Here is an 11,905-nt window from a genome sequence, read left to right on the forward strand (position 1 = left end):
GGATTTCTCATGCTCCGACCCGCACACAACCCGCTACAACCTCAACCCCATCGGTGGATCCGGGCTTAGCAGGTTCGCGGATCGTCATGAGCGGGGATGACGATAACGTGCCCACCAGCTACAGGTATGCCGCCGCCGAGGGCTCCGTTGAGCGTGTGGCGGGTGCGCGGAAACGTAGACCTGTAGCCCGTCGGGACGATGCGACACGGCAAGCACCGCGTCACGCCGCGCGGGGGCGGGCGGGCGGCATAGTCGGGGTTGGGATGCGCGGGGTGACGGAGGTGACGGGGCGGCTGACTTCTTCGGCCTCGTGCTCCAGCCAGAGCGGGACGGCGGCGAGGGCGGACATCAGGGCGACACCGGTGGCGGTGAGCAGGACGAGGGCGATGGTCAGGAGCGTGTTCATGTCCTTGAGCCTGCCGCCGCAGGTATGCCCGAGTCGTCAGTCGCCAGTATCGATCCCGACGATTTCAGCCGCCCTCGGGTATGAGGCACCTCAGACTTCCGGCTGAGCCGACGCCGCCTGCAGGTGTCGAATGAGGTGCAGGATTCGGCGCCGGTGCCGACTCCTGCACACCGTTCTCCCAAGACCCAGAACCTTTACACCCCCCGGTGTGTCAGGGTTCCCGAAAGCGAGACGGAACAACGGCGGCAGGGTGGATCGGATGAAGACCGTGACCAACACGACGATGGCGACGCGGGCCCTGTTGGCGCTGACTCTCATGCTGTCGTGGCTAATGCCCACCCAGGCGCGGGCCTACGAGAGTGAGCCCAACGACACGATGGCGACCGCGAGCCCGGCCCCTGTCGGTCCGGTGGCTGACGACGCGCCCGCCCAGATCGCACCAGCCGGGGATGTCGACTGGTATTCCTTTGTCGCAGAGGGCAAGTGGCTCGGGGTTTACACCGCTCAAATCCTTGACGTCGAGAAATCGCTGTCCGCCGGCTTCAGGGTGACGGCATATGACGCGTCCGGCCGCCTCCTCGCGACCTCCTTCCCGGGCAGTTCAACCGTCGTCGACACCGTCGAGGTTCCAGCCTTCACGGCGGGCCGCTACTACCTCAAGGTCGAATCCGCCGACCGCACACAGACGGGCGACTACTACCTGCGAATCTGGTCGCAGTTCCAAGATCCCGCCTGGAATCTCTCCGGCGATGTCGAACAGAATGGCACCCGGTTCATCGCCAAGCAGGTCCCCATCGGCACGGCGATTCGCGGTCGATTAGATGAACCAGCACCCAATTATCTGTCCCGCGCGGACGCTGACGTCTTCTGGATCGACCCGGCGAAGACCTCGACCTATGCCGCAACCATCACCTCGACAACGACCTCGCTGCGCATCCGGACGCTCGACACCGATGGTTTCCAGACCGATGAAAACACCTGTGCGGCAAGCGTTCCCTGTCGATTCGACGTGACTGCACCGGCCGGCAAGCGCAGCTATATCGAGGTGACGCCAGGCTCACCAAGCGGCTTCGGCTATTACGCCGTCTGCCTGCGCGCCCCTGGCCAATGGTGCGAGGACAGCTTGGTAGACCGGCTCTGGGGTGCGGATCGCTATGCCACCTCGGTCGCCATCGCCCAACAGATGCTCGGCGAGGACGTCGGTGGCGACACGATCTTCGTGGCATCCGGCGAGGTCTTCCCCGATGCTCTTTCCGTCGGAAGTCCGGCCAGCGGCGCCCCACTCCTGCTCGTCACACGCGACCGGATCCCAGCCGTCGTCGCCCAGGAACTGCGGCGCATCCGCCCGGCCCGCATCGTCGTCGTGGGCGGCCCCGCCACCATCAGTGTCGACGTCGAGAAGCAACTCATGGGCTTTCTCGACACGCGTTTCCCCAATGCCAGCCTGGACCGGTGGTGGGGTGCCGATCGCTACGCAACCTCCGCGGCCATCTCCGCTAAATCGTTCCGACCCGGCGTCGAGATGGCGTTCATCGCCTCGGGTCGGGTGTATGCCGATGCTCTCGCCGGTGCCGCCGCGGCCGGCCGCGATGTCAACGGCCAACGTCAGGATCCCGTGCTGCTGGTCGACGACGACCGCATCCCGAGCTCCATTGCGGCAGAACTGCGTCGGCTCAAGCCTGGGCGGATCGTCGTGCTCGGCGGCCCGAACACCATCCGCGACAGCGTCCTGGCGGACCTGGCGACATACACCAGCGGAAGCGTCGAGCGCTGGGCCGGCTCGGATCGCTATGGCACGGCCGCGGCCATCTCCCATGAGGCGTATGCCGTCGGCGAGGCCGGTGAAGTCTTCATCGCTTCCGGCGAGGTCTTTAGCGATGCGCTGGCGCTCGGGCCGATGGCCGGCCACAGCCCGTACCCCATCCTGCTGGTGCGTTCCGACAGCATTCCGTCCAGCACGCTCGCCGAACTGCGCCGCCTCGACCCGCGAAGGATTCATCTGATCGGCGGGCCAGCGACGATCAGCGATGACGTGCGGCTCCAACTAGAGGCTTTCGCCGGCTACTCCTAGCCTGCGCTCCGGCGCCAAACCGAAGCCGCGTCAGGCCGACGCGGCGGGGAGTGTGAAGCCGTATGGCAGCTCGAGCCGATGCCGTTCCAGCAGAGCGGCATCGGCGAGCAGGTCGCGGGTCGCACCGTCGGCGGTGATCACGCCATCGGCGAGAATCACCGACCGCTCACACAGCTGCAGCGCGTAGGGCAAATCGTGGGTGACCATCAAGACCGTCACGCCGAGCGAGGTGATGATGTCCGCCAGTTCGCGGCGCGAGGCGGGGTCGAGATTCGAGGACGGCTCGTCGAGGACGAGGATCTCCGGCTCCATCGCCAGCACGGTCGCGACGGCGACGCGACGGCGTTGGCCGAAGGAGAGATGGTGGGGCGGGCGATCGGCATACTCCAGCATCCCGACGGCCCGCAGCGCGCTCTCGACGCGCTCCTCGATGACCGGGCGCGGGAGGCCGAGGTTGGCGGGCCCGAAGGCGACGTCATCGCGCACCGATGGCATGAACAACTGATCGTCCGGGTCCTGGAAGACAATCCCGACGCGGCGGCGGATCTCTAGCAGGTTCGCGTCCTCGACCGGCAAACCGGAGATCGCAACGCTGCCGCGACCAGCGCGCAGGATGCCATTCAGGTGCAGTACCAGGGTGGTCTTGCCGGCGCCATTGGGCCCGAGCAGGGCGACGCGCTCGCCGGGGTGCACGTGCAGGTCAACACCGAAAAGTGCTTGGTGGCCATCGGGATAGGCGAAGGCCACGCCGCGCAGATCGAGAACCGGGGTGCTCACGCGCCCATCCTCACCCAGGCCGCGAGCGCGACAACCAGAGCCGCCCCCGGCAGCGCCAACGCGCGCGCCCACTCGACCCGCGATGCGGCGAGCTCGGCGGCGAAGGGGAGGCGGCCGGCATACCCCCGCGACAGCATCGCCAGATGCACCCGCTCGCCCCGCTCATAAGAACGTATGAAGAGAGCCCCCACTGTCGCGGCCAGCACCGGCCATTGCTTCACGGACCGGGCGTGAAAACCGCGCGATTCGCGGGCGACTTTCATCCGTTGCAGTTCTGCCAGAACGACTTCCAGGTAGCGGAACATGAAGGATGCGATCTGCACGAGGGGTTGCGGCAGGTGCAGCTTGTCGAGCGCCCGCACCAGATCACGCGGCTCCGTCGTCGAGCCGAGCAGCACCGAGGCACCGACACCGAGCGTGCCCTTGGCGAGCAGGGCCCAGGCGCCCCACAGGCCGGCCTCGGAGAGTCGGAGCGGGCCCACGTCGACGCGCGGCCCCGTCGCGATGAGCGGCATGAGGAGCGCGAAGACGACGAACGGGATCTCGATCAGCATGCGCCGCCCGAGGTATGCCGTCGGCACCCGAGATGCGGCCATCGCGAGGAGGAGCAGCACGGCATACGCCGCGAACGCCCAGACCTGGGTGCGCGGGGTGACGACGACGCACGTGACGAAGATCAGGAGCGCGACGAGCTTGGCGTGCGCGGGCAGGCGGTGCAGCGCGGAATGCCCGTGGAAGTGCAGGAAGTGGCCGTGTCCGGCGCCCACGTCAGTGGCTCGAGCGGCGACGCAACAGGCGCGTCAGGGCATACATCACCGCGCCGACCAGCACGACGCCGAGCACCCCGGCGAGGCCACCGGACAGGCGCGCGTTATGGACGCCCTGGACGCCATAGCCCGCCACGGGCGAGCCATCGCTGACATGCGAGCCGGCGCTGTCGGCGAAGCCGAGCTTGTGCGCGACGAACTCCAGGCCGTCGGGGTGGCCGGAGGCATAGAAGCTGATGATGCCCGCGAGGACAAGCGAGACCGCCAGCCCGACAAGGACCAGGGTGCGGGTGGAGATGCGCTGACGCGAGGTCGTCGTCATGCCAGCGCCCCCGTCCGAACTTCTAGATCGTGAGTGCTTGCGACGAGATCGCGCGCGCCATAGACGAGGTCGGGTCGGGTTGCCGCGATGGAGGCGACGGCGAGGAAGGTGATCGTGGCCTCGCCGAGGCCGATGAGGGTATGCCAGCCGATCATCGTCGCGGCCAGCGTCGAGAACTCGATCGGGGCCTGCCCGCCGATGGCGAAGAGCACCGAGAAGGCGAGCGCTGCGGCGGGCACGGAGACGAACGCGCCGATCGCGGCGGCGAGAGGCACGCTGCTCGTGCGGCGCGGGAGCACGGCGCGAGCGGCGCGGAAGACGGCATACCCCACCCACACCCCGACGAGGCCCATCAGGGTGATATTGGTGCCGAGAGCGGTGAGGCCGCCGTCGGCGAAGGCGAGGCCCTGGATCAGCAGGACGACGGTGAGGCACAAGGTTGCCGTGAAGGGCCCGACGAGCACCGCTGCGAGCGCGCCGCCGAGCAGGTGTCCGGAGGTCCCGGCGCCGACGGGGAAGTTGAGCATCTGGGTGGCGAAGACGAAGACGGCCACGAGTCCCGCGAGCGGAGCGGTGGCGTCGCTGAGTTCGCGCCGGGCGCCGCGCAGGGCCAGGCCGACGCCGGCCGCCGCGATCGCGGCCGTGGCCAGCGAGGTCGGCGCGTCGAGGAATCCGTCGGGCACGTGCATACCGCCAAGGTTACTGCAACTGATTCGCATTAAGCCGACCGCGGGTCGCCCGGCTCTAACGCCCGACCTACCGCCTGGTACTGGTCGCGATCACGACCATTACCGGGCGGTAGGTGCGGCGATAGCGGTGAGCGTCAGTCGATCGGTGGGAGCAGACCGGCCTCGCGGGCCGGCTCGGCATACGCCTGAGCGAGCGAGTCAACGGTCTCGTGCGCGTTCAGGCCACTGGGGTTGGGCACCACCCACAGCGGGCGACCCCCGAGGGGCTCCGGCTGCCGCCCCGGGCGGGCCGAGCGCACCCCGAAGGCGCTGCGGTATGCCGTGATGCCGGCGATCGCGACCACGCGTGGGGCGTACTCACGAACCCGGGCCGCCAGCGCGCGGCCGCCCTCGGCATACTCCGCCCGGCTCAGTTCGTCAGCCCGGGCAGTGGCGCGGCGGACGATATTGGTGATGCCGATGCCGCGGGCCAGCAGATAGGTGCGGTCGTCGTCGCTCATGCCGGCCGCCGGGTCGATCGGTCGGTCGATGATGCCCGCGCGCAGCAGTGCCGGATAGAAGCGGTTCCCGGGATGGGCGAAGTGCGTTTGGGTGGCCGCCGTCCACAGGCCGGGGTTGATTCCGACGAAGAGCAGCGCCAGGCCGGGACTGATCAGATCCGGCACTTCACAGTCGCGGAAGGCCTCCAGGTCGGCCCGGCTCAGGTGTGGCATAGCTCCCATCGTCCCTGCTCGCCCAGCCTGGGCGTCGTTACCGGGATGTGACATATGGCGGGGGTTCTCGGTACCGTGAAGGTCAGTCCCCGCGAAAGGCCTCCCCCCTCTTGTCTTCCTTCTCTGTCGCTGCCCGCCGCCCCGTCGGCCTGCTGCGCGCTCCCGGCGCCCTTGCGCTGAGCGCTGCCACCGCGCTGTCCGCCACCGGCTTCGGCGTGGCCGCCCTCACCGGCGCGCCGAGCGCCGCCACCGGCGCCGCCGCCCCGGCCCCGTCGCTGGCCGCGGTCGCCCTCGCGCAGGCGCCCGAGCGGGCCCAGGTCGGACGCGCGTCGCGTGCCACCACCCGTGCCGCCATCCCGCAGGCTGCCGACCTGCCCGCGCCCGTGAGTTTGGCCGCGCGGGCCGGGGTGACGGCATACACCGTGACCGCGGTGGCGAAGCCCAAGCCGAAGCCCGTCGTGGTGGCGCCCGCGACCACGAGCGCGACCTCCGCCTCCACGTCCGCGCCCGCCAGTAGCGGCGCATCCTCCGCCCCGAGCGCCGGCGGAAGCACCTCGACCTATTCCGGTGCAGGCGCCGCCTTGGGCCTCGGCCCGGCCGCGTCGGCGGTCTACTCCGCGATCCGCTCGACTTTCGGCATCACCAATATCGGTGGCTACCGTCCCGGCGGCGACGACCACGGCTCAGGCCGCGCGGTTGATGTCATGATCTCCAGTTCCGGGCAGGGCGACGCGGTCGCGGCCTACGCGATCGCCAACATGGGGCGCCTCGGCATCTCGTATGTCATTTGGCGCCAACGGATTTGGCTCGCCGGCTCCGGCGGCTGGCGCGCGATGGAGGACCGCGGCTCGATCACGGCCAACCACTACGACCACGTCCACATCTCCGTCCACTGACGCACCCGATGGCTGCCGTCCCCGACACCCCCGTCTCGCCGGCAGTCAAGCCGAGCCCGCTCGACCTGCCGGCTGAGGCCACAGTCGGCGAGGCCTTCCGGCGGTGCTTGGACAACTGCTTCACTCAGCTCGCGGGCAATGAGGGGCTCTTCGTCGCCGAGCGGCATCCCGACAACCTGCACCAGACGCGCGTTTCGTGGCGTCGTGCGCGAGCGACCTTCTCGCTATTCCGGCCCCTGTGGCGCGGCGACGAGACCGCCGAGGCGCTGAAGGTGCGGATGCGCGAGATCGTCATGCCGCTTGGGCCGGCGCGAGACGCGGATGTCCTGCTGCGCCGCGCCGTTGAGGAGGACTTGCCCGCGCGGGTGCAGCGCGCTTTGCGCGGCCGGCGGCGCCGGACGTATGCCGTGGCCGTCCCCCTTCTCCGCTCGCCCCAGTGGGTCGAGATGAAGGCTGATCTGCACGCCTGGCTCGACGCTGCGGATTGGCTCGACGACGCGCGCGAGCTGCGCGATGCGCCCGCGCGCACTCTCACCGATGGGGCCCTGCAGAAGCGCTATCGCCGCCTGGAGGCGGCCGGCGCGGACCTGCTGACAATGCCCGCCCACGACCTGCACTTGGTGCGGATCGAGGGCAAGAAGTTCCGCTATGGCTGCGAGTTCTTCACCAGCTTGTATGCCGATTCCCCCGGCTCCCCGCCCGCCGAGTTCGCCATCGCGATGGGGGCGATGCAGGACGCTTTCGGCGCCGCCAACGATCACGCCACGGCCGCGCATATCCTTGCCGCCCATGGCTTTTCGCCGGCTCTGCTCGGGCCGATGTATGGCCGGGCGGAGTGCGTGACGGCGTGGTCCGATGTGATGGCGCTCGACCCCTTCTGGACCACGGGAGCCACGGGGACTTCCTGAAGTCGGGCGTCTGATCCGTGCCGCCTTGTCGTCCTAAAGTGGGCCCGTGAGTGCGCTGCGGACGATCCGCGCGCGAGTATTAGCCGTGGTGCTCGGCGCCTTCACCATCGTCATGGTGCTTGGTCTTGCCGCACTGACGATTGTGCTGTTCGGCACCCTGCGCAACCAAGCGGGATCCACGGCGACGGCGAGCGTGAACTGGCTGGCCGAGGAGTTGGCCCAACGATCCCCCGCGACGATCGTGCGCGAGCACGCGCGAGACGATGCCCCCGAACGCGTGATCCAGTCCCTCGACCCTGAGGGGCACGTCTCGCGGCGATCTTCGTTCTCATCCCGGCCCAGGGTGGCGCTCGCTTCGGCGACCTTTCTCGGCAAGCTCACCGCCGGCGTCCTGATCATCACGGCCCTGGCCGCCACCGGTTCCATCGTCTACACAGGCCACACCGGCGCGAAGGCGGCCTGGGCCGACCGGGTCGCCGCCACGAACAACGTCACCACGACTGGCGGCGACTGAGCGCGTGGCCGCGCGACCCCGACCCCGCGCGGCCACGCATCCCCCGAGGCGAGTCGGTGGCCCCCTCCCAGCCACCGACTCGCCCGGCCCCCGAACCGACCCCGCCCTGTGGTCCTAACTCCTGGACTACCGCCTGGTATTGGTCGCGATGATGACCAATACCAGGCGGTAGGCCAGGGGTTAGCTCCGTCGTCAGGCGCGGGGCGCAGGGTTCCACTCCGACTGGTGCGGGCGTCATACAGTGCTGCGTATGACGGCCCGCACCTTCGCGTCCCCCGACCTCCCGACAGCCCCAATCGTCGCGGCCGGACTCATCGGCGGATTCGCCGTCGCCGATGCGACGGGCATTCGTCCGCTCGGTGGGGTCGTGCTGGCGACCGCTGGCTTATTCGCCGGCGGAATCTGGTTGCGCCGCAATGGCGCTGGCGTGGCGGCGGGCCTTGGGCTCACCTATCTGGCGGCCTTCGCCGGCTCGCATCCGTTGGCCAAGCAGATCGGCGCGTGGCCAAGTGTGGCCGCGGTCAGCGCGGTGGCCGCGGGGGCGGCATACGTCCTGTCCGACCGGCGCTGACCGGCGCCGGCGAGGGCTAGCCGACGCTCAGGTCGACCTGAATCTCCTGAGCCAATGCCTCCAGCGCAGCGCGCACAGCGGCGGCGTCGCCTTCCCTCGGCAAATGCGCGGCGATATGGGCCTCGAAGAGCTGGCCGCCGGCCATGGGGGCCTCGCGCGTAAGAGTGGACATGTCGTCGACGCTGACGCCATGCGCGGCGAGCACGCCGGAAATCTCGCGGACGATGCCGGGCCGGTCATTGCCGAGCAGCTCAATGCGCACCTGCGGGGTGCCGTCAGCAGCACTCGCGAGCGTGGCCTCGTGCACCGTCACGTCGAGCAGACCGGCAATCGGCGCGAGCGCAGCCCGCAGCCCGTCGGCCCGCTCTTCGGGGACGGCGACCACGACGATGCCGGCGAATTTGCCTGCCAGCTCGGCAAGTTGGGATCGCTCCCAGTTCCCGCCATTCTCCGCAACCACATCGGCCAACGCCTTGACGAGGCCGGCCTGGTCATCCCCGATCACGGTCAACACGAGAGTCTGCACGCTCGGCAGCCTATCGGGCGGCATACGCTCCTGACATGCCCGAACCGACGCGCTGGGTGACCGACACCAAGGACGGCCACTCCCAGTGGTATGTCAATCGCTTCCGAACGATGGCCGCTGAAGGGGCTGATCTGGTCGGGGAGGCGCGGCTGGTCGACGCGATGGTGCCGCGCGGCGCGCGCATCCTCGACGCCGGCTGTGGGCCGGGTCGGCATGGCGGGTACTTGCACGGCCTGGGACACACCGTGGTCGGGGTGGACGCCGATCCGGTGCTCATCGGGGCGGCCACGGAGGACCACCCCGGGCCCACCTGGATCGTCGAAGACCTCAGCGAACTTGATCTGTCCGCGCATGACATCGTCGAGCCATTCGACGCGGTCCTCGTGGCGGGGAATGTCATGGTCTTCGTGGCGGCCGGCACGGAAACCGCTGTCCTGCAACGACTGTGCGCGCATCTCGCGCCGGAGGGATTCATCGCAGTCGGCTTCGACACCGGACGCGAGCTCTCCCTAGCCACCTTTGATGCGGCGGTCACGGCGGCCGGTCTGCGGCTCGAGCACCGCTTCTCGACCTGGGATCTGCGTCCCTGGCGCGACGACGCCGACTTCGCCGTGTCGATCCTGCGGCATGCCTAAGCCGGCGCGGTCAGCGGCCGAAGAGTTTGCGGAAGAAGCCGCCTTCACTGGGCTCGTCGGCGTGGCCGAGGCACTGCTGCGCCTTGGGGACGCCGCGCATGACCTGGTCCACGTGCTGGCCGCAGCCGGCCCAGGTCGTCTTGCCGCATGTCTTGCACACCACAGCTCGGCACATGGCCCGATAACTCCTTGAGTTCAGTGGATCGCGTGGACGCGATCACGGTCACATCAGCATACCCCATGGGGTATGTCAGGCGAGCGAAAGGAAGAGCTTCTCCATCGAACCCACGTCCATCTGATGGCCCTCCGGATCGGCGATGCACTGGCGAAGACCGAGGGCAATGACGGCGAAGCCGGCGCGGTCGATCGCCTTGGACACGGCCGCCACCTGGGTGACGATGTCCTGGCACTCGCGGCCGTCCTCGATCATTTTGATGATGCCGCCGATCTGCCCCTGCGCCCGCTTGAGGCGCTTGAGAATGGCATCCATGTCCTGCGGGTCAAGCTCCATGACATCCTCCCGTGGCTGGCTGGTCGGAGGTGATATTACCCCCGTGGGTATGCCGAAATTGGCCTCCGGACCGGTCGAATGTGACTCCCACAACAACCCTCGGGAATAGGGAAGCCTCGACTCACCTCTGTGGTTGCCACAGACATGACTGCGAGTGTCACGAGCACCCCCGAACGCCAGGTCAGCGGCCACAAGCCCCGCGTCGTCATCATCGGCTCCGGCTTCGGCGGTCTCTTCGCCGCCCGCGCGCTCAAGCGCGCCGATGTCGACGTGACCTTGATTGCCAAGACCAGCCACCACTTGTTCCAGCCGTTGCTGTATCAGGTGGCCACCGGAATCCTCAGCCAAGGCGAGATCGCCCCGTCCACCCGCGAGGTGCTCTCGCGGCAGAAGAATGCGACCGTCGTGCTGGGCGAGGTCACCGACATCGATGTGCAGCGCAAGGTCGTCACCGCGGATCTCCTCGAGGACTCTTTCGAGGCGCCCTACGACCACCTGATCGTCGCAGCCGGTGCGGCCCAGTCCTGGTTCGGGCACGACGAATTTGCCCAGTTCGCCCCGGGTATGAAGACCATCGACGATGCCCTAGAGCTGCGCGGGCGGATCTTTGGGGCCTTCGAGCTCGCTGAAGTGGCTGCCATTGAGGGCCGCACGGAGGATGTCGAAGCCCTGATGACTTTCGTGGTCGTCGGCGCCGGACCGACCGGCGTGGAGATGGCCGGTCAGCTGATCGAACTCTCGAATCGGACTCTCGCACACGACTTCCGGCACATCAGCCCGAAGGATGCGCGCATCATCCTGCTCGATGCCGCCCCGGCCGTCCTCGGGAGTTTCCACAAGAGCCTGCAGACCAAGACCAAGGCCGCGCTGGAGAAGCTCGGCGTGGACGTCCGCCTCGGCGCCATGGTCACCGATGTCGACGAACTCGGCATCACCGTCAAGTCCACCGGCCGCGATGGCGAGCCCTTCGAGGAGCGCATCCCCGCCGTCACGAAAGTCTGGGCGGCCGGCGTCGCCGCCAGCCCGCTGGCCAAGCTACTCGCCGACCAGGTGGGCCTGCAGGTGGACCGGGCGGGCCGCATACCCGTGCTCGACGACCTCACCCTGCCGGGGCACCCGGAGGTGCATGTGGTCGGCGATATGGCGAGCTTGAAGAACCTGCCCGGCGTCGCGCAGGTCGCGATCCAGGGCGCGCGGCACTCGGTCAAGGAGATCAAGAAGGCGCTGGCGGGGCAGCCAACCGGTGCGCCCTTCGAGTACTTCGACAAGGGCTCGATGGCGACTATCTCGCGCTTCCGCGCGATCGCCGAGATCAAGTCGATCCGCCTGACCGGCTTCCTGGCCTGGCTCGCGTGGCTGGGCGTCCACCTGGTCTACATCATCGGCTTCAAGTCGCGCCTGACGACGCTGATCAGCTGGTTCGTCAGCTTCATCGGCCGCGGCCGCGCCGAGCGCACGATCACCGGCCAGCAGGTCTTCGCGCGTCGGGCGATCGAGCGTCTGCAGGAGCTGGAGTCGCAGCAGGCCGCTGCCGAGCAGCAACGTCGCGCCTCCTGACGCCTTCCTGACACTCGTGGCAAGTCCCGCAACCCCATCGCA

General features: G+C 68.7%; 16 protein-coding genes. 7 read left to right on the forward strand and 9 right to left on the reverse strand.

Annotation, left to right across the window (positions count from 1 at the left end; genetic code table 11):
• Positions 1-220: 220 nt before the first annotated feature.
• Positions 221-406 carry a hypothetical protein gene (locus ABD225_RS11320; RefSeq protein WP_344085112.1) on the reverse strand — a complete coding sequence of 62 codons (186 nt, stop codon included), beginning with the start codon at positions 404-406 and terminating at the stop codon, positions 221-223.
• A 259-nt stretch (positions 407-665) separates the two neighbouring features.
• Between ABD225_RS11320 and ABD225_RS11325 the strand changes: the two genes are divergently transcribed.
• Positions 666-2,477 (forward strand): cell wall-binding repeat-containing protein, encoded by a 1,812-nt coding sequence (locus ABD225_RS11325; protein ID WP_344085115.1) that lies wholly within the window; start codon positions 666-668, stop codon positions 2,475-2,477.
• A 30-nt stretch (positions 2,478-2,507) separates the two neighbouring features.
• On the opposite strand, the gene ABD225_RS11330 is transcribed toward ABD225_RS11325, so the two are convergent.
• From ABD225_RS11330 to ABD225_RS11350, 5 genes are all read right to left on the reverse strand, one after another.
• Entirely contained in the window at positions 2,508-3,254 is a 747-nt protein-coding gene (locus tag ABD225_RS11330) for an energy-coupling factor ABC transporter ATP-binding protein (protein WP_344085118.1), read from the reverse strand.
• On the reverse strand, positions 3,251-4,021 hold the full coding sequence (gene cbiQ, locus ABD225_RS11335; protein ID WP_344085121.1) for a cobalt ECF transporter T component CbiQ: 771 nt from the start codon (positions 4,019-4,021) through the stop codon (positions 3,251-3,253). Before cbiQ ends, ABD225_RS11330 begins: the two co-directional genes overlap by 4 nt.
• A 1-nt stretch (position 4,022) precedes the next feature.
• A complete protein-coding gene (locus ABD225_RS11340) occupies positions 4,023-4,343 on the reverse strand; it encodes a PDGLE domain-containing protein (protein ID WP_344085124.1) in 321 nt (106 codons plus the stop codon).
• Positions 4,340-5,032 carry an energy-coupling factor ABC transporter permease gene (locus ABD225_RS11345; protein WP_344085127.1) on the reverse strand — a complete coding sequence of 231 codons (693 nt, stop codon included), beginning with the start codon at positions 5,030-5,032 and terminating at the stop codon, positions 4,340-4,342. The genes ABD225_RS11340 and ABD225_RS11345 overlap by 4 nt, the downstream gene beginning before the upstream one ends.
• A gap of 134 nt (positions 5,033-5,166) precedes the next feature.
• Positions 5,167-5,745 (reverse strand): mismatch-specific DNA-glycosylase, encoded by a 579-nt coding sequence (locus tag ABD225_RS11350; protein WP_344085130.1) that lies wholly within the window; start codon positions 5,743-5,745, stop codon positions 5,167-5,169.
• A 110-nt stretch (positions 5,746-5,855) separates the two neighbouring features.
• Between ABD225_RS11350 and ABD225_RS11355 the strand changes: the two genes are divergently transcribed.
• From ABD225_RS11355 to ABD225_RS11370, 4 genes are all read left to right on the forward strand, one after another.
• Complete coding sequence (locus ABD225_RS11355; RefSeq protein WP_344085133.1) at positions 5,856-6,641, forward strand: VldE C-terminal domain-containing protein; 786 nt, start codon at positions 5,856-5,858, stop codon at positions 6,639-6,641.
• A gap of 8 nt (positions 6,642-6,649) precedes the next feature.
• On the forward strand, positions 6,650-7,549 hold the full coding sequence (locus ABD225_RS11360) for a CHAD domain-containing protein (RefSeq protein ID WP_344085136.1): 900 nt from the start codon (positions 6,650-6,652) through the stop codon (positions 7,547-7,549).
• 46 nt (positions 7,550-7,595) lie between these two features.
• The gene (locus ABD225_RS11365) at positions 7,596-8,063 is read left to right on the forward strand and encodes a hypothetical protein (RefSeq protein ID WP_344085138.1); all 468 of its coding nucleotides are present in this window, start codon (positions 7,596-7,598) and stop codon (positions 8,061-8,063) included.
• Positions 8,064-8,313: 250 nt separating this feature from the next.
• Positions 8,314-8,634, forward strand: a complete 321-nt coding sequence (locus tag ABD225_RS11370) for a hypothetical protein (protein ID WP_344085140.1) — start codon at positions 8,314-8,316, stop codon at positions 8,632-8,634.
• Between the two features lie 16 nt (positions 8,635-8,650).
• Here the strand turns inward: ABD225_RS11370 and ABD225_RS11375 are convergent, their stop codons facing one another.
• Entirely contained in the window at positions 8,651-9,160 is a 510-nt protein-coding gene (locus ABD225_RS11375; protein ID WP_344085143.1) for a glycine cleavage system transcriptional repressor, read from the reverse strand.
• 35 nt (positions 9,161-9,195) lie between these two features.
• On the opposite strand from ABD225_RS11375, the gene ABD225_RS11380 reads away from it, so the two are divergent.
• Positions 9,196-9,795 (forward strand): class I SAM-dependent methyltransferase, encoded by a 600-nt coding sequence (locus tag ABD225_RS11380; protein ID WP_344085146.1) that lies wholly within the window; start codon positions 9,196-9,198, stop codon positions 9,793-9,795.
• 10 nt (positions 9,796-9,805) lie between these two features.
• Here ABD225_RS11380 and ABD225_RS11385 read toward each other — a convergent pair whose 3' ends face one another.
• Positions 9,806-9,970: a hypothetical protein gene (locus ABD225_RS11385; RefSeq protein ID WP_344085149.1), complete on the reverse strand. Its 165-nt coding sequence runs from the start codon at positions 9,968-9,970 to the stop codon at positions 9,806-9,808.
• Positions 9,971-10,045: 75 nt separating this feature from the next.
• Positions 10,046-10,306, reverse strand: a complete 261-nt coding sequence (locus ABD225_RS11390; RefSeq protein ID WP_344085152.1) for a metal-sensitive transcriptional regulator — start codon at positions 10,304-10,306, stop codon at positions 10,046-10,048.
• A gap of 144 nt (positions 10,307-10,450) precedes the next feature.
• Between ABD225_RS11390 and ABD225_RS11395 the strand changes: the two genes are divergently transcribed.
• The gene (locus ABD225_RS11395) at positions 10,451-11,863 is read left to right on the forward strand and encodes an NAD(P)/FAD-dependent oxidoreductase (RefSeq protein WP_344085155.1); all 1,413 of its coding nucleotides are present in this window, start codon (positions 10,451-10,453) and stop codon (positions 11,861-11,863) included.
• The last annotated feature ends 42 nt before the right edge of the window (positions 11,864-11,905 follow it).

The organism is Nostocoides veronense, from assembly GCF_039531185.1.
Taxonomy (GTDB): Bacteria; Actinomycetota; Actinomycetes; order Actinomycetales; family Dermatophilaceae; genus Nostocoides_A; species Nostocoides_A veronense.